This window comes from Acidovorax sp. sif1233 (genome assembly GCF_019218755.1).
Lineage (GTDB): Bacteria > Pseudomonadota > Gammaproteobacteria > Burkholderiales > Burkholderiaceae_C > Acidovorax.
The window spans coordinates 45783-62080 of record NZ_JAHUWZ010000008.1 but is presented as its reverse complement, the minus strand read 5'-3'; the positions used below and the strand labels follow the sequence as shown (position 1 = coordinate 62080).

Sequence of the window (16298 nt, the reverse complement as noted above, 5' to 3'; positions counted from 1 at the left end):
GTGCAGCACGCATTGCACACCGCCGCCACCGCTCCCTGGGTGCAGACGCTGGCGCTGCTGTGCCTGTGCGCCGCCTACCTGCAGGGCGGCATCGGCAAGGCCCGCAACTTTGCCGGTTCCGCGGCCGAGGTGCGCTCGCTCGGCTTGGCACCCGCCGCGCCCATCGCCGCCGCCACGCTGGTGCTGCAGCTCTCGGCCTCGGCGCTCATCCTGTCGGGCTGGTACCGCTGGCTCGGGGCGCTGGCCCTGGCGGGCTTCACCGTGCTCGCCGCTTTGCTGGTGGACCGCTTCTGGGCTGCACCGCCCGCCGATCGGCAGCGCAGCGCCAACGCATTTTTTGAACACTGGGGCCTGGTGGGCGGCATGCTGCTCGTCGCCTGGCACGACCTCGGAGGCCGCCATGCCGGATAACCAACACGATCATCACCACCACCACACCCCTGCTGCTGCAGCGTCCGCGCCGGCATCGGCTGCTCCGGCGGCTTCCGGCAGCTTCGCTCCCCTGGCCATCCCCGTCTTCGCGGTGCTCTGGGCCGCCACCGTGCTGGGCAACATCGGCAGCTTCATGCGCGACGTGGCCAGCGCCTGGATGGTGACCGAGCTCTCGTCCAGCCCCACCGCTGTCGCGCTGATCCAGACGGCCGCCACGCTGCCCGTCTTTCTGCTCGCCATCCCTGCGGGCGTGCTGTCGGACATCCTGGACCGCCGCCGCTTCCTCATCGGCGTGCAGGTGCTGCTGGCGGCCGTCAGCGGAACGCTGCTCATCCTGGCCAACACCCACACGCTGACGGTGGAGTGGCTGGTGGCGCTGACCTTCGTGGGCGGCATCGGTGCCGCGCTCATGGGCCCCACGTGGCAGTCCATCGTGCCCGAGCTGGTGCCGCGCAGCGAGCTCAAGAGCGCCGTGGCGCTCAACTCACTGGGCATCAACATCGCGCGCGCCATCGGCCCTGCGGCGGGCGGCCTGCTGCTGGCCAGCTTCGGCGCGGCCATGGCCTACGGCCTGGACGTGCTGAGCTATGTGTTCGTGATCGCCGCGCTGCTGTGGTGGAAGCGCCCGAAGGCCGAGGCCTCAGGCCTGAACGAGCAGTTCTTCGGCGCCTTCCGTGCCGGCGTGCGCTACGCCCGCGCCAGCCGCGAGCTGCACGTGGTGCTGCTGCGCGCGGCCGTGTTCTTCCTGTTCGCCAGCTCCGTCTGGGCGCTGCTTCCGCTGGTGGCGCGCCGCATGCTGGGTGGCACGGCCGGTTTCTACGGCGTGATGCTGGGCGCCGTGGGCGCGGGCGCCATCCTGGGCGCCGTGCTGCTGCCCCGCTTGCGCCAGCGGCTGGACACTGATGGCCTGGTGCTGCTGGCCTCGCTGCTCACCGCCGCCGTCATGGGCGTGCTGACCGTGGCCCCGCCCCAGTGGGCCGCCGTGGCGCTGATGCTGGTGCTGGGCCTGGGCTGGATCATCGCGCTGACCACGCTCAACGGCGTGGCCCAGGCCGTGCTGCCCAACTGGGTGCGCGGTCGGGGCCTGGCCATCTACCTCATGGTCTTCAACGGCGCGATGGCCGCCGGCAGCCTGGGCTGGGGTCTCATCGCGGGGCAGGCCGGTTTGCCGGTCACGCTGTTGGTGGGCGCGGCCGGGCTGGTCGTGGCGTCGCTCATCTTTCACCGCGTGAAGCTGCCCACCGGCGAGGCCGACCTGCAGCCCTCGAACCACTGGCCCGAGCCCCTGCTGGCGGAGCCCGTGGCGCACGACCGGGGCCCGGTGATGGTGCAGATCGAATACCGCATCGCCAAGCCCGACCTGCCCGCCTTCCTGCAGGCCATGCAGCGCTTGTCCCAGGAGCGCCGCCGCGACGGTGCCTACGCCTGGGGCGTGGCCGAACACACCGGCGAGCCGGGCCGGGTCATCGAATGGTTCCTGGTCGAATCCTGGGCCGAGCACCTGCGCCAGCACCACCGCGTGTCCAAGGCGGACGCGGACCTGCAGGCGGAGGCGCTGCGGTTTCACCAGGGAGCGGAGCGGCCCGTGGTGCATCACTTTCTGGCGTTGACTGCGGGGGACGCAGGCCGCACCCATGCCATGCAGGCACAGTGAGAGGTGGTTTTTAGTGAAAATAGCTACTGGCGCCTGTCCAATAAGCGCCATTAGCTATCAAAACATGAGCATTCTGCGTGTCTGGCAGAGCGCGGTCAGCCTGCTATTGCCGCTGCCTCCACAGCCTCCACCTCCACCAAGCAGTCATAAAACGTCGGCGCGCGGCCCAGGTCCGTGAGGGCCTGGCTGGTGACCTCGTTCACGTTGGTGCCGTCAAGCCCCAGCTTGCGCCACCAGATGCCCAGGCCGTTGACCACGCCGGGCCGTGCGCGGCGGGAGACGGTGGCGTGGCACTGGTAGCTGCCACGGTCGTTGAACACGCGCACCACGGCGTCGTTGGCGATGCCGCGGGCTTCGGCGTCGTCGGGGTGGATCTCCAGGATCGGGCGGCCTTCGATGTTGCGCAGGCTCGTCACGTTCACGAAGGTGGAGTTCAAAAAGTTGCGCGCGGGCGGCGAGATCATCGCCAGGGGGTAGCGTGCGTCGGTGCCCTGCAGCTCGTAATTGGGCAGGTGGTCGGGCAGGCCGTCCAGGCCCTGGGCGGCCAGGCGGGCGCTGTAGAACTCGCACTTGCCCGACGGTGACGGGAAGTTGCCCTCGGCAAACAGCGCGTCGGGAATGGCCAAGGTGGCAAAGCCCTGGGATTCGAGCAGCGCGTAGTCCACCGCGTCGCCAAAGGCCTGGCGGCACAGCGCCTCGTCGGTGTCGGCAAAGCAGGGCTCGGCAAAGCCCATGCGCGCGGCCAGATCGCGGAAGATCTGCGCGTTGCTGCGGGCCTCGCCCAAGGGCTGGATGGCGGGGCGGTTGAGCACCACGTCGGTGTGGCCGTAGGACAGGTGCACATCCCAGTGTTCGAGCTGCGTGGTGGCGGGCAGGATGTAGTCCGCGTAGTCGGCGGTGTCGGTCTTGAAGTGCTCCAGCACCACGGTGAACAGGTCTTCGCGCGCAAAGCCGCGCACCACCTTGCCCGAGTCCGGGGCCACCGCCACGGGGTTGCTGTTGTAGACCACCACGGCCTCGACCTTCGGGCCGAAGGCGGGCGATGCCTCGCGCAGCAGGTCGTCGCCGATGGTCGTCATGTTGATGGTGCGGGGCACGCGCCCTGAGGCCGCCTGGGGCATCAGGTCGGGCCGCTGCAGCACCGCGCGCTGCGCCGGGAACTGGCCGGAGCTGGACAGCAGCATGCCGCCCGCGCGGTGGCGCCAGGCGCCGGTGAGGGCGGGCAGGCAGGCCACGGCGCGCACCGCGTTGCCGCCGCCGCGCACGCGCTGCATGCCGTAGTTCAGGCGGATGGCGGCGGGCTTTGTGGTGCCGTAGTCCCGGGCCAGCTGGCGGATCTGCTCGACCGGAATGCCGCAGATCTCGGCGGCGCGCTCGGGCGGCCACTGCAGGGCGCGCTCGCGCAGCGGGTCCCAGCCCAGCGTGTGGCGCGCGATGTAGTCGTGGTCCAGCCAGTCGTGGGCGATCAGCTCGTGCATCAGCGCCAGGGCCAGCGCGGCATCGGTGCCCGGGCGCAGGGCGATGTGCTCGTGGCATTTGTCGGCTGTCTCGCTCTTGCGCGGGTCGATGCACACCAGCCGGGCGCCATTCCTCTTGGCCTGCTGCGCGTAGCGCCAGAAATGCAGGTTGCTGCCGATGGAGTTGCTGCCCCAGATCAGGATGAGCTGCGATTCGGCGAAGAACTCCACTTTCATGCCCACCTTGCCGCCCAGGGTCTGCGTCAGCGCTTCGGCCCCGGCGGATGCGCAGATGGTGCGGTCGAGCAGCGATGCACCGAGCTTGTGGAAGAAGCGGCGGTCCATGCTCTCGCCCTGCACCATGCCCATGGTGCCGGCGTAGCTGTAGGGCAGCACGGCCTCGGGGTCGCGCGCGGCGATGGACTGCAGGCGATGGGCGATGTCGTCCAGGGCCTCGTCCCAGCTGACAGGCGCGAACTGGCCGCTGCCCTTGGGGCCCGTGCGCTTGAGCGGAGTGAGCACGCGCTCGGGGTGGTAGCTGCGCTCGGTGTACTTGCTCACCTTGGCGCACAGCGCGCCGTCGGTGTGGCGGTGGTCGGGATTGCCCTGCACGCGGGTGGCCAGGCCGTTGTCGTCCACGGTGGTGATCAGGGCGCAGGTGTCGGGGCAATCGTGCGGGCAGGCGCCACGCACCTGGACGGGGACAGCTGGCGGAGAAATGGTGGCGGAAGGCGTGGACATATGTGGGGTGGTCGTTAAACTGCCAGAGGGTTGGAAACGGCGTGCATATCTAACCAACATCTATCAAATTGCGCATCGCTTCCCCAGCAGGCTGCTCACCGGCAGCATCGAGGGGTCAGCCTCGTTGTGTTGACAGGAAGAGGGATTTCACCATGAAGCAAATGGCATTGGGGCGCAGACAGTTTTTCATCGGCCTGGGTGCGGCCGCGCTGGGGGGCTTCCAGAGGGCGGGTGCCCAGGGCGAAGGCCGCATCGTGCTGGGCCAGTCGGCTGCCTTCACCGGCCCGGCGGCGCAGCTGGGCGTGCAGTTCAACCTGGGGGCCAAGCTCTTTTTCGACCAGCTCAACGCCCAGGGCGGCGTGGGCCGGCGCATGGTGGAGATCCGCACCATGGACGATGGCTATGAGCCCGACCGCTGCGCCGAAAACACCAGGAAACTCATCGCCGACGAGGTGTTCGCCCTGTTCGGCTACATCGGCACCCCCACCAGCCTGGCCGCGCTGCCCCTGTTCACCCGGGAGAAGGTGCCGTTCTTCGGCCCCTTCACCGGGGCCGAGGCGCTGCGCCAGCCATTCAACCGGCTCATCTTCCATGTGCGCGCGTCCTACTACGACGAGACCGCGCTCATCGTGCGCCAGCTCACCAACCTCGGGCTCAAGAAGATCGCCGTGTTCTACCAGAACGACGCCTACGGCAAGGCCGGGCTCGACGGCGTGAACCGGGCACTGGCCGAGCTCAAGCTCGCGGCGGTGGCCACGGCCACGGTGGAGCGCAATTCCACCGATGTGAAGGCCGCCGTGGACAAGCTGGTGTCCGCCCAGCCCGACGCCGTGGTGCAGATCGCCGCCTATGCGGGCAGCGCGGCCTTCGTGCGCGCGGCGCGCAAGGCGGGGTACGGCGGCACGTTCTACAACGTGTCGTTCGTGGGCACGCAGGCCCTGGCCGACGAGCTGGGCAAGGACGGCGCGGGCGTGGTGGTCTCGCAGGTCGTGCCCTCGCCCTACCAGCCCTCGCGCCAGATCACGCGCGAATTCCTGGAGGCCATCAAGAAGGGGGGCGACAAGGTGCAGCCCAACTATTCCAGCATGGAAGGCTACCTGGCCGCCCGCATCTTCACCGAGGGCCTGCGGCAGGCGCAAGGCAGTGGCAAGCTCACGCGCGAGAGCTTCATCGCCGGCACCGAGGCGATCGGCAACCAGGTGATCTCGGGGTTTCCGGTGTCGTTCAGCGCCACCAGCCACGCGGCGTCGAAGTTTGTCGAGATGTCGATGCTGACGGGGGACGGACGCGTGAGGACTTGATATCCCCCTGAGCCGCTTCGCGTCTTCCCCCAGAGGGGGACGCCACCCGTGGCCTGGCGGAGCCAGTTCCACGGTGGCACTGGTCTGGGGGGCGCCAGTTGCAGCCCGCGTGGGGATTGCGTTGGCCAGAGGCTTTGCAGGACTTGGCTAGTCGATCGAGGTGGTGCGCGCCAGCCCCTGCATGAACGCCTCGCAGCGCGCCAGCTGTTCCAGGCTCACATACTCGTCCGGCTGGTGCGCCTGGCGGATGCTGCCGGGGCCGCAGACCACGGTGGAGATGCCGGCGTTCTTGAACAGGCCGGCCTCGGTGCCGAAGGCGACGAGGGTGGTGCTCTTCTCGCCCGACAGGGTCTGCGCCAGGCGCGTCACCGGGTCGTCCTTGCTGCCCAGGAAGCTCGGGATCTCGCAGATGGTTTCGAACGAGAAGCCGGCCGCCGGCGCCACCTGCTTCATGCGCGGCTCCAGAGATTTCGCATACGCCACCACCTCGGACTGCATCTGCGCGGCGTTGGCCGTGGGCAGGTCGCGGAATTCATAGCGGAACTCGGCATCGCGCGGCACCACGTTGTCGGCGATGCCGCCGTGGAACTGGCCCACGCTGGTGGTCGAGAACGGCACGTCGAAGCCCTCGAAGCGGGGCTCCTCGCGCTCGAAACCCTCGCCCATGTCGCGCAGGCGGCCGACCACGCGGGCCGCCATCTCGATGGCGTTGACCGAATGGGGCGTGAGCGACGAGTGCGCCTCCTTGCCGCGCACGCAGCACTTGTAGCGGTACACGCCCTTGTGGGCGATGGCGGGCACCATGCTGGTGGGTTCGCCCACGATGCAGGCCAGCGGCTTGATGTTCGCTTCGCGCAGGTCGGCGATCAGTTCCTTGACGCCGAAGCAGCCGATCTCTTCCTCATAGCTGAAGGCCAGGTGCACGGCGAAGGGCGCGTTGCTGTGGAGGAACTGCTCGGCCTGCGACACGGCGATGCCGATGAAGGCCTTCATGTCGGCGCTGCCCCGGCCATACAGGCTCGGACCCTCGGGGCCGTCCAGGACGCGCGCGCTCAGCGGGTCCATCGTCCATTCCTGCCCATCCCACGGCACGGTGTCCGTGTGGCCCGAAAGGATCACGCCGGCCGGCTTGCCTTCGCCCAGGGTGGCGAACAGGTTGGCCTTGGTCTTGTCCTCGTTGAAGGTCAGCCGGCTTTTCACGCCCAGCCGGGCGAGGTGGTCGCGGATGAAATGGATCAGCTCCAGGTTGGAGTTGTGGCTGACGGTGTTCATGCGCACCAGGGTTTGCGCGAGTTCGAGGGCGTGTGGGGAGAGCTTCATGTTGCAGTGCAAATAAACCCCGGGTGGCGCAGGGCAGGCCAGCGGGCTAGACTGTGAGATCGTAAGGATACATATCATGAACGTTATTGATTCCATCGTCACGCAGGCGGCCAGTATTGCCGCCGTGCGCCGGGACATTCACGCGCATCCCGAGCTGTGCTTCGAAGAGGTGCGCACCGCCGATGTGGTGGCGCAAAAGCTCACCGAATGGGGCATTCCCATCCACCGTGGCCTGGGCACCACGGGCGTGGTCGGCATCGTCAAGGGCCGCGACGGCGGCGCCAGCGGACGGGCCATCGGCCTGCGCGCCGACATGGACGCCCTGCCCATGCAGGAGTTCAACACCTTTGCCCACGCCAGCAAGCACCAGGGCAAGATGCACGCCTGCGGCCATGACGGCCATGTGGCCATGCTGCTGGCCGCGGCGCAGCATTTCGCCAGGCACCGCAATTTCGACGGCACCGTGTACCTGATCTTCCAGCCGGCCGAAGAGGGCGGCGGCGGTGCGCGCGAGATGATCACCGACGGCCTGTTCGAGCAGTTCCCCATGCAGGCCGTGTACGGCATGCACAACTGGCCTGGCATGCCCGTGGGCCAGTTCGCGGTGAGCCCCGGCCCGGTGATGGCGTCCAGCAACGAATTCAAGATCACCATCCGCGGCAAGGGCAGCCATGCGGCGCTGCCGCACAACGGCATCGACCCGGTGCCGATCGCCTGCCAGATGGTGCAGGCCTTCCAGACCATCATCAGCCGCAACAAGAAGCCCGTGGACGCGGGCGTGATCTCGGTGACGATGGTGCACGCGGGCGAGGCCACCAACGTGGTGCCCGACAGCTGCGAGCTGCAGGGCACGGTGCGCACGTTCTCCATCGAGGTGCTGGACCTGATCGAAAAGCGCATGAAGCAGGTCGCCGAGCACACCTGCGCCGCGCACGACGCCACCTGCGAATTCCACTTCCACCGCAACTACCCGCCCACCGTGAACTCGCCGGCCGAGGCCGACTTTGCGCGCAAGGTGATGGCCGGCATCGTGGGCGAGGCCAATGTGCTGGTGCAGGAGCCCACCATGGGCGCGGAAGACTTCGCCTTCATGCTGCAGGCCAAGCCCGGTGCCTACTGCTTCATCGCCAATGGCGACGGCGCGCACCGCGAGATGGGCCATGGCGGCGGGCCCTGCACGCTGCACAACCCGAGCTACGACTTCAACGACGACCTGATCCCGCTGGGCGCCACCTACTGGGTCAAGCTGGCCGAGGAGTGGCTGGCGCAGCCAACGGCGGCCTGACGCCGGCTTCTTGGCTGTCCTGACGCCCCGGGCCCCCTGCGTGCCCGGGCTTTCTTTTCTCTTGTTTCCAACCCACCCACGAAAGCCACCGCCCATGATCGGCATCGCCCGCGCCTTTTCGCCCAGCTACGCCCAGGCCCGCAAGAAATTTCTGGAGGCCGCGGCCGCTGCGGGCCTGCCCATCGAATCGCACGCCCACCCGCTCAAAGGGCGCGATGGCGAAGACCTGGCCATGGACGTGGTGCGCGACGGCCCGGCCGATGCGACCAGGCTGCTCATCGTGAGCAGCGCCTGCCACGGCGTGGAAGGCTACTGCGGCAGCGGCGTGCAGGTGTTTGCGCTGCACGACCAGGAGTGGCGCGACAAGGCGCGCGCGGCCGGCGTGGCCACGCTCTACATCCACGCGCTCAACCCCTATGGTTTTTCGCACGTGCGCCGCTTCACCCACGAGAACGTGGACCTGAACCGCAACTTCCAGGACTTTTCAAAGCCCCTGCCCGTGAACGAGGCCTACCGCGAAGTCCAGCCGCTGCTGCTGCCCGAGGCGTGGCCCCCGTTGCCCGAGAATGCCGCCGCCGTGCAGCAGTACATCGGCACCAAGGGCGAGGCGGCCTGGCAGGCCGCCATCTCGCGGGGCCAGCACGAGTTTCCGCAAGGCCTGTTCTTTGGCGGCACCGAGCCCACCTGGAGCAACCGCACGCTGCGCCAGGTGCTGCGCCAGCATGGCGCGGGCGCGTCGCACATCGCGTGGATCGACCTGCACACGGGCCTGGGCCCCAGCGGCCATGGCGAGCGCATCTACGCCGGCAACGACGACGATGTGGCCGTGGCGCGCGCACGCGCCTGGTGGGATGGCGGCGGCGCCACGCCGGTCACCTCCATCTATGACGGCTCGTCCACCTCGGCCTTCCTCACCGGCCTCATGTGGACCTCGATCTACGACGAATGCCCGCATGCCGAGTACACCGGCATCGCCATGGAATACGGTACCGTGCCCGTGCTCGATGTGATGAACGCGATTCGCGCCGAACAGTGGCTCAACCTGCACCCCGGCACCCCCGCCGACAAGGCCGCGCAGATCAAGGCGCAGATGCTGGCGGCGTTCTACACCGACACCGATGAATGGAAGGGCCAGATCATCAGCCAGGCGCGGCAGTCGATGTTCCAGGCGGTGGATGGGCTGGCCCGCTGAATGGAATGGAATTGGCCGCTGGCGCTTTGTGAATAAGCGCAGAAAGCTATAAAAATGATAGCATTTGCGCCGGCGCGGGCTGCAGCCGCGTAGCGGGCTGCGCACGCACCTGCCGCCGCCTCGGGGGGGGCTTGGGGTGGCGGCCCGTGCGTGGCCGCTACCATCGCCTGAAAAAACAGGAGACTGGCGCCATGGCCCACGCAGACGACGCGCTTCGCGCAGCGCAAGACGCCCCGGCGGTATGCCGATGAGCATGCCCCCTTCCGCAACGGGCGGGCCAACGGGCGGGCGCGGCCCCGCCGATGCCTTGCGGGCGCTCAGCCGCAGCCTGCTCGCGCTGGCGCGGGGGGCGCAGCAAGCGCCGCCGCAGGACATGCTGCACCAGGCCTTGCAGACGCTGCGGGAGCTGGTCCCCTTCGACGCGGCCTGGTGGGGCGAGGTGTCGGCCGGCGATGTGCACACCGGTCCGCGCAACTGGCTGCATGGCAGCATCGGCCTGAGCCAGAGCTTTGCGCAGGAATGGAACGAACTGTCCGCGGTGGACGAGTTCGCGCGCCAGTCCATGACCCGGCTGGGCGTGGTGATCCGCGAGCGCGATGTGGTGGGCGATATCGTGGAACACCCCGAGGTGGTGGCGTTCAGCCAGCGCCATGGCCTGTACCACTGCATGGCCCTCACCGCCGAGCTGCCCCACAGTGGGCTGATGTTTTTTGTCTCGGTGTACCGCCCGCAGGCGCGTTCGGAATTCACCGACGAAGAGACCGTGCTGTTTGGCGAATTTGTGGTGCATCTGCTGCAGCACTGGCACCACGTGCTGCAGCGGCTGCAGAGCGAGTCCGCCAGCCGCCCCTGGGACAGTTTTGCGCTGGCGGAGCCCTCGGGAGAGCTGCTGTTTGCGGGCCTGCGCATCAGCATGGCGCTGGGCGAGGCGTGCCCCGGCTGGACGGGAACCCGCGTGCCGCTGGAGGTTCTGCAGGCCCTGCCACGTGCTCCCTGCAGCCTGTTGGTGGGCAAATCCTGCCGCTTGCGGCTCGAACCCTGCGGTCCGCTGGTGGCTGTCAGCATGGCATCGCGCCACCAGAAGTCCCCACTGGCCCCGCGCGAGCTGAGCGCCGCCATGCTCTACGCCCAGGGGCGTTCCCACAAGGACATCGCCGCCACCCTGGGGCTCACCCCCGCCACCGTGCGCACCTACCTGCGCACCGCCTACGCCGTGCTGGGGGTGAACAACAAGCTGGCGCTGGTGGCGGCGCTGCGCAACGGGTAGCCAGGCCTGCTCGGTAGTTTCCCGGGCCCTCTGCATTTGCAGGGGCTGCAAGGGTGCCTTCTTTTCCTATCGTCCCCACCGGAGCCACAAGGGCTGCGGTGGCGGCCGTCCTGCTGCTGCTGCCAGTGCCTGGGCTCCTGAAAACCACCATCACTGGAGACTCCCGCATGTTCCCGATTCCATTCCTTGCCGGCGTGGCACCCCATCGCCGCGTCCACCACCGTGCCCCCCCGGGGCGGTGGGCCGCCTGCACCCTGACTGCCCTTGCCGCCGTGGCGCTGACGGCCTGCGGCGGCGGCGATGCCCCCGCGCCCCTGGCCAGCAGGCCCCTGGCCGAGGCCTGCGCCGCCTACACCTCCACCGCCTTGCCCCATGGCGCCAAGGTCACGCGCACCGAGTTGCGCAAGGCCGAGGGCACGCTGCCGGACGCCTGCATCGTGCGCGGCCAGATCGTGTCCTCGCCCGAGTCGACGATCAACTGGGCGGTGGAGCTGCCCACGCTGGCGCAGTGGAACGGCAAGACGCTGACGATTGGCGGCGGTGGGTTCGACGGGTTCATTCCGACCGATGACCCGTGGTACCAGCAGCTCGTGGGGCCATCGGCCAATCCCTATGTGAAGATCAGTTCCGACTCTGGCCACCAGGTGCGCGGCTTCGCCTGGGGCAACAGCGATGTGGCGTTGCGCAACCATGCGTTCGATGCCAACCACTTCGTGCTGGAGATTGGCACCACCATCGCCACGGAGTTCTACGGCAAGCGCCCCGTGCGGCGCTACCACATGGGCCACTCCAACGGCGGGCGCTCGGGTCTGATCTCCACGCAGAAGTACCCCAAGGACTACGACGGCGTGGTGGCCATGGAGCCCGCCATCAGCCAGCAGGCGCACCAGGTCAACCTGGGCCCCACGGTGCTGCGCCACATCTTCAAGAGCCGCGAGAACTGGATGAGCCCGGCCAAGATCGCGCTGTATGCCAAGGCCGAGACGGCCGCGTGTGATGGTCTCGATGGCCTGAAGGACGGCATCATCGGCAACGTCGAGGCATGCAGCTACGTGCCCACCGACCTGCTGTGCCAGGGCGCCGACAACGACAGCTGCCTGACGGCCGGGCAGATCGAATCCATCCGCCTCATCTACAGCGACCACAAGACGCCCGTGACCCTGTCGCGCGGTGCCGTGGGCTATCCGCGCTACGGCCGGGGCGGCGCGTCCACCTCGGACTGGCAGTCGTACATGTTCGGTACCAGTTTTGAGAACCCCGACTCGTTCAACCACATGGCCGTGACGGAAGCCGCGCGCCTGGTGGAAGGCAACCCCAACGCCAGCATCCTGACGCACGACCCGACCCAGTACCAGGCGAAATATCTGCGGCTGGCCGAGATGATCGACGGTACCGACCCGGACATCTCCGCCTTTGCCGACAACGGTGGCAAGCTGCTGATCTGGTATGGCCTGGGCGACACCTGCGTGTCGGTGTACCGCACGGCGGAATACTTCGACACGGTGAAGCAGCGCCTGGGCGCGAGCAAGGTGCAGGGCTTTGCGCGCATGGTCACCTCGCCTTCCAACGGGCATGACCTGGACGGGGCGGGCACCGAGCCGCGTTCCATCGACCTGCTCGCTGCCATGGACGCCTGGGTGGAAAAAGGCGCGGCCCCCGACAAGCTGGTGGCAACGAAATTTGCCCCCGGCACCAGCACCCCCCTGGCCCAGCGCCCGGTGTGCGAGTACCCCAAGTTCCCGCGCTACAACGGCATGGGCGACCCCGCCAAGGCCGAGAGCTTTACCTGCTCGGCGTCCTGAACGCGGCGGGCCGCCATGGCGGCCCGTTCACCCCGCCCGGCGGCTGGTTCGCAGGTGCCGTGCCGACCCGCCTTCACCGCCGCCCACGGCACGCAGCGCCGTGGAAGGGATGGCTACGCGTACTGCGCCAGGCCATGCCCGAAGGACCAGTTCTCCTTGGCGACCTCCACGATGTTCACGAACACATCCTCGGGCCTGAGGCCCGGGCTTTCCCCGAGCAGCTGCGCGATGCGCGCAAACAGCGCCTTCTTCTGCTCCAGAGTGCGCGTGTTGTTGGCGGTGATCTGGATGAACACCACGTCGTCGCTGCGCACCACGCCCAGGTAGGTGGGGCTGTAGCGGAAGTTCGCGGCCTCGTGCTCGGAGATGGTCATGAACTGGTCGTTCTCGGGCACGTTGAAGGTTTCGCGCAGGGCGCGGTACAGCGTGTCGAAGATCGCCTGGCGGTAGGCCGCGGGCTTTCCGGCGCGCATGGCAATGTGGATGAGGGGCATCGCAAGATCCTTTTTGAACAACAAAAGAAGAAGCTGGCGAAATGCTATCCATATGAATATGCTATGGATATCTATTTCAGAGATATCAAATTCAAATGGTTGAGCGATCCCTGGATCTGGATGCCGTCGAGGCCTTCGTGCGCATTGCCGAGCTGGGCAGCTTCACGCGCGCCGCCGAGGCCATGGGCACGGCGCAGGCCGCGATGAGCCTCAAGCTCCAGCGGCTGGAGGCCCGCCTGGGCTGCCGGCTCATCGAGCGCACGCCCCGGTATGTGCAGCTGTCCGCGCGGGGCGCCGCCTTTCTGGAACACGCCCGTGAACTCCTGGCCGTGCACGACCGCGCGCTCGCCACGTTCGCCCAGGCGCGCCAGCGCCTGACCATCGGCATCAGCGACCACGTGGCCGGGCCCGAGCTGCCCGCGCTGATCGCCCGCATGAACGCGCAGGACCCGCAGCTCCTGATCGAGATCCGGATCGGCTCGTCCGGCGACCTGCTGCAAGCCTACGACCGGCGCGAGCTGGATGCGGTGCTGGCCCGCATGCACGTGGGCCGCAGCGACGGCGAGCTGCTGGCCGAAGAGCAGTTCGGCTGGCTCGCGGCCCCCGGCTGGCAGCACCGCGCGGGCGAACCCCTTCCCCTGGCCACGCTGGCCGAGCCCTGTGGCGTGCGCGCGATGGCGGGGCGGTCGCTGGATGCCGCCGGCATGGCCTGGGCCGAGGTGTTTGTGGGCGGCGGCGTGGCGGCGGTGGCCGCGGCCGTGATGGCCGGGCTGGGGGTGGCGGCGCTGGCCCCGCGCATGCTGCCCCTGGGCGCGGTGGACGTCGGCACGCGCCTTGCGCTGCCCGCACTGCCCCGCCTGCCCGTGCTGCTGCACACCCGCATCAGGGACGGCCGCCCGCGCGACGCCCTGACGGCGCTGTCCGCGGCTTTCCGCAGCGCGGTGCGGGGCTAGCCTGGCCGAGGCCGGGCGATGATCCGCTCACTCCAGCCTGGCGCCTTGCGATGCGCCGTGGCGCGTGTCGTTGTCGTATTGCTTCTCGCGCTCGGCGTGTTCGCGCAGCAGGCGGTGGCCCAGCGCGTTGGCCTGGCGCTCCAGCGTGGCGCAGTCCGGCGCGGCGGGCAGCTGCGCAATGCCCTGGTCGATGGCGCGGGCGGCGTCGCGCCCGAACTGCACATGGCCTTGCTCGTGGCGTGACAGGGCCGGCAGGTAGCGGTCGAACAGCGCCCGCTGCGCCGGCGTGGCGCGCCGCAGCTCGGGCAGCTGCACCTCGGTGCGCAGCCGTGTGGTGACCTCGGTGATGCGGCATTCGCCCGACGAGGCCTCGCGCCCCCAGCGGAAGGTCCAGCGCACGTTCCAGCGGGTGTGGCCGTGAAAGCGCTGGCCGTCCGTGACGATGGGCGTGGCCGCGTTCAGCGCCTGGCGCAGCGTGTCGCCAGGCTCCGCATGCACGGCGTACGGGCGCTCGGCATGCTCCTCGCGCACGGCGGCCTGCGCCAGGGGCACAGCGGCCCACAGCGCCGCCAGCAGTGCGGCGGCCTTCATCCGCGGCCGCCGTGCCAGGGCCGCCAGGCCGCGCAGCGTCACAGGGTGCCGCTTCATTCGCCCCAGGGCAGCATCAGCGTGAGCAGCGAGAGCTGGTCGAACTCGGGCGCGAACGCGTCGATGATGCGCTGCGGCTCGGGGCACAGCGTGGTGTCGGTGATCACGCCGAACTGCACGCCGCCGCCATAGCTCAGGATGGAAACCCCCAGGCCGATGTCCCCCGACTGCGGCACCCAGAACATGCACTGCGTGACGCGCGCGCCGCACAGCGTGAGCTGCTCCTTGGGCCCCGGCACATTGGTCATGACCGCCGTGGTCTTGCGGCCGAACAGGTTGAGCAGCGCGTCCTGCGCGGGCTTGATCATCAGGCCCGCCACGGCGAGCATCGCGAACGCGAGGATGGGCTGGGTGCTGCCCTTGAGCGCATTCATGCGCTTGCGCACCTCGTACACGCGCTCCACCGGGTTGGCCATGCCGATGGGCAGCACCAGTGGCACCAGGCCGAAGCGGTTTCCCAGCTTCCAGGCCTCTTCCATGGGGCGCAGGTTCACGGGGATCATGGCGCGGATCTCCTGCCCCGTGGGGTCGTCGCCCTGGCTGCGCAGGTAGCCGCCGATGGCGCCGGCCACGCAGGACAGCAGCACGTCGTTGATCGAGCAGTTGAGCGCCTTGCCGATGGCCTTGACCTCCTCCAGCGGGATGGGCGGGCACCACGCCACGCGCTTGGCCTGGCCGGGCTGGCCCTTCAGGCGCGTGGGTGAATCGTCGGGCATCAGCGCCAGGGCGGCCGCGTCGCTCACCAGCTGGTAGGCCACGCGCGCCATGTCCAGGGTGCCCGACAGGCCGTTCTGCATCGCCTTCTCGGGGTCGCCCAGCATCTGCAGCGACCTGGCCGCGCTGTCGCCGGCCATATCGAGCGCTTTCACGGTCATGCCGGTGAAAGGCTTGATGAGCGTGTCGGCGATCCAGTCCTCCGCCGTGGCGGCCTCCTTGTCCGCACGGGACTTGCGCCTGGGGGGCTCGGCACCGCCATCGACCAGCGACATGGTCACCGAGATCAGCGCGATGCCGTCCGCGATGCAGTGGTGGATGCGCACCACGAGGGCGCTGCCGGGCTGGCCGTCGTCGCCCACGAAGTCCTCGATCAGGTGCATCTGCCACAGCGGGCGGCGCGCGTCCAGCGGCTGCATGGCCAGCTCGCCCACGCGGTCCTGCAGGGCGCGCTGCATGCTTTGCCCGGGGGTGCGGGGCAGCGTCTCGCGCAGCACATGGGCGGCGATGTCGAACTGGCGGTCTTCCACCCAGGTGGCCCCGGCCGCGTCCTCCACCACGCGCTGGCGAAAGCGCGGGTACTGCAGCAGGCGCTGCTGCACGCGCTCGCACAGCGCGTCCCAGCCGATGCCGGGAGAGAGCGTCCACACGCCGTTGATCATCATCAGGTTGCTGGCCGAGTCCATGCGCAGCCAGGCCGTGTCGACCTTGCTCATGCGTTCGCCCGAGAGGCCCAGCATGCCGGTGGCGGCACGGCGCACGTTCTTTTGCACCACGCCGGCGGCCTTGCGCGCGGCGGGCGGAAGGGCCTGGGCCGCGCGGCGGGCCACGTCGGGGGCCTGGGCGCGCACCTTGCGCAGGGGGCTGGCGGCGCCTTCGGTGGCCGGGGCGCGGGGGGCTGGGATGCGGGTCACCATCAGATGTACACCTGTTGTGGTTGTTTTTGGGGGCTTGCCTCTATGGATGGCACCGCTTGGCGCGGTGCGCAGCCCGTAAGATACAACGCAGCAAACCCTTGCCGACACCGTTCTTTCCCTC

13 protein-coding genes are annotated in these 16298 nt (G+C 68.9%); 8 read left to right on the top strand and 5 right to left on the bottom strand.

The window, feature by feature from the left end; translation table 11 throughout:
• Together KW843_RS21940 and KW843_RS21935 are read left to right on the top strand one after the other, a co-directional pair.
• Positions 1 to 411: a DoxX family protein gene (locus tag KW843_RS21940; protein ID WP_218297396.1), complete on the top strand. Its 411-nt coding sequence runs from the start codon at positions 1 to 3 to the stop codon at positions 409 to 411.
• Positions 401 to 2086, top strand: coding sequence for an MFS transporter (locus KW843_RS21935; protein ID WP_255594869.1), 1686 nt, complete (start codon positions 401 to 403; stop codon positions 2084 to 2086). The genes KW843_RS21940 and KW843_RS21935 overlap by 11 nt, the downstream gene beginning before the upstream one ends.
• A 95-nt stretch (positions 2087 to 2181) precedes the next feature.
• On the opposite strand, the gene KW843_RS21930 is transcribed toward KW843_RS21935, so the two are convergent.
• On the bottom strand, positions 2182 to 4284 hold the full coding sequence (locus tag KW843_RS21930) for a molybdopterin-dependent oxidoreductase (protein WP_218297281.1): 2103 nt from the start codon (positions 4282 to 4284) through the stop codon (positions 2182 to 2184).
• Positions 4285 to 4436: 152 nt separating this feature from the next.
• Here KW843_RS21930 and KW843_RS21925 point away from each other — a divergent pair, with 152 nt between their 5' ends.
• Complete coding sequence (locus tag KW843_RS21925; protein WP_218297280.1) at positions 4437 to 5585, top strand: ABC transporter substrate-binding protein; 1149 nt, start codon at positions 4437 to 4439, stop codon at positions 5583 to 5585.
• A 147-nt stretch (positions 5586 to 5732) separates the two neighbouring features.
• Here the strand turns inward: KW843_RS21925 and argE are convergent, their stop codons facing one another.
• Positions 5733 to 6905, bottom strand: coding sequence for an acetylornithine deacetylase (gene argE, locus KW843_RS21920; RefSeq protein WP_218297279.1), 1173 nt, complete (start codon positions 6903 to 6905; stop codon positions 5733 to 5735).
• 76 nt (positions 6906 to 6981) lie between these two features.
• Between argE and KW843_RS21915 the strand changes: the two genes are divergently transcribed.
• The 4 genes from KW843_RS21915 to KW843_RS21900 all read left to right on the top strand — a co-directional run bounded on the left by KW843_RS21915 (position 6982) and on the right by KW843_RS21900 (position 12451).
• Positions 6982 to 8190 carry a M20 aminoacylase family protein gene (locus tag KW843_RS21915; protein ID WP_218297278.1) on the top strand — a complete coding sequence of 403 codons (1209 nt, stop codon included), beginning with the start codon at positions 6982 to 6984 and terminating at the stop codon, positions 8188 to 8190.
• Positions 8191 to 8284: 94 nt separating this feature from the next.
• Entirely contained in the window at positions 8285 to 9382 is a 1098-nt protein-coding gene (locus KW843_RS21910; RefSeq protein WP_218297277.1) for a M14 family metallopeptidase, read from the top strand.
• A gap of 253 nt (positions 9383 to 9635) precedes the next feature.
• Positions 9636 to 10649, top strand: coding sequence for a LuxR C-terminal-related transcriptional regulator (locus KW843_RS21905; RefSeq protein WP_255594868.1), 1014 nt, complete (start codon positions 9636 to 9638; stop codon positions 10647 to 10649).
• Between the two features lie 167 nt (positions 10650 to 10816).
• Entirely contained in the window at positions 10817 to 12451 is a 1635-nt protein-coding gene (locus KW843_RS21900) for a tannase/feruloyl esterase family alpha/beta hydrolase (RefSeq protein WP_255594867.1), read from the top strand.
• Between the two features lie 113 nt (positions 12452 to 12564).
• On the opposite strand, the gene KW843_RS21895 is transcribed toward KW843_RS21900, so the two are convergent.
• Positions 12565 to 12945 (bottom strand): tautomerase family protein, encoded by a 381-nt coding sequence (locus KW843_RS21895; RefSeq protein WP_218297275.1) that lies wholly within the window; start codon positions 12943 to 12945, stop codon positions 12565 to 12567.
• 95 nt (positions 12946 to 13040) lie between these two features.
• Between KW843_RS21895 and KW843_RS21890 the strand changes: the two genes are divergently transcribed.
• A complete protein-coding gene (locus tag KW843_RS21890) occupies positions 13041 to 13898 on the top strand; it encodes a LysR family transcriptional regulator (protein WP_218297274.1) in 858 nt (285 codons plus the stop codon).
• A 27-nt stretch (positions 13899 to 13925) separates the two neighbouring features.
• Here the strand turns inward: KW843_RS21890 and KW843_RS21885 are convergent, their stop codons facing one another.
• A complete protein-coding gene (locus tag KW843_RS21885; protein WP_255594865.1) occupies positions 13926 to 14546 on the bottom strand; it encodes a DUF922 domain-containing Zn-dependent protease in 621 nt (206 codons plus the stop codon).
• Positions 14543 to 16177 carry a wax ester/triacylglycerol synthase family O-acyltransferase gene (locus KW843_RS21880; RefSeq protein ID WP_218297273.1) on the bottom strand — a complete coding sequence of 545 codons (1635 nt, stop codon included), beginning with the start codon at positions 16175 to 16177 and terminating at the stop codon, positions 14543 to 14545. The genes KW843_RS21885 and KW843_RS21880 overlap by 4 nt, the downstream gene beginning before the upstream one ends.
• Positions 16178 to 16298: the final 121 nt, after the last annotated feature.

What these genes read in the sequence shown, in the direction of transcription:
- KW843_RS21925 (WP_218297280.1), top strand. Translation starts at nt 4,437, where the DNA reads ATGAAGCAAATGGCATTGGGGCGCAGACAGTTTTTCATCGGCCTGGGT.
- argE (WP_218297279.1), bottom strand. Translation starts at nt 6,905, where the DNA reads ATGAAGCTCTCCCCACACGCCCTCGAACTCGCGCAAACCCTGGTGCGC.
- KW843_RS21885 (WP_255594865.1), bottom strand. Translation starts at nt 14,546, where the DNA reads ATGAAGCGGCACCCTGTGACGCTGCGCGGCCTGGCGGCCCTGGCACGG.
- KW843_RS21905 (WP_255594868.1), top strand. Translation starts at nt 9,636, where the DNA reads ATGCCCCCTTCCGCAACGGGCGGGCCAACGGGCGGGCGCGGCCCCGCC.
- KW843_RS21880 (WP_218297273.1), bottom strand. Translation starts at nt 16,177, where the DNA reads ATGGTGACCCGCATCCCAGCCCCCCGCGCCCCGGCCACCGAAGGCGCC.
- KW843_RS21890 (WP_218297274.1), top strand. Translation starts at nt 13,041, where the DNA reads ATGGTTGAGCGATCCCTGGATCTGGATGCCGTCGAGGCCTTCGTGCGC.
- KW843_RS21915 (WP_218297278.1), top strand. Translation starts at nt 6,982, where the DNA reads ATGAACGTTATTGATTCCATCGTCACGCAGGCGGCCAGTATTGCCGCC.
- KW843_RS21935 (WP_255594869.1), top strand. Translation starts at nt 401, where the DNA reads ATGCCGGATAACCAACACGATCATCACCACCACCACACCCCTGCTGCT.
- KW843_RS21895 (WP_218297275.1), bottom strand. Translation starts at nt 12,945, where the DNA reads ATGCCCCTCATCCACATTGCCATGCGCGCCGGAAAGCCCGCGGCCTAC.
- KW843_RS21900 (WP_255594867.1), top strand. Translation starts at nt 10,817, where the DNA reads ATGTTCCCGATTCCATTCCTTGCCGGCGTGGCACCCCATCGCCGCGTC.
- KW843_RS21910 (WP_218297277.1), top strand. Translation starts at nt 8,285, where the DNA reads ATGATCGGCATCGCCCGCGCCTTTTCGCCCAGCTACGCCCAGGCCCGC.
- KW843_RS21930 (WP_218297281.1), bottom strand. Translation starts at nt 4,284, where the DNA reads ATGTCCACGCCTTCCGCCACCATTTCTCCGCCAGCTGTCCCCGTCCAG.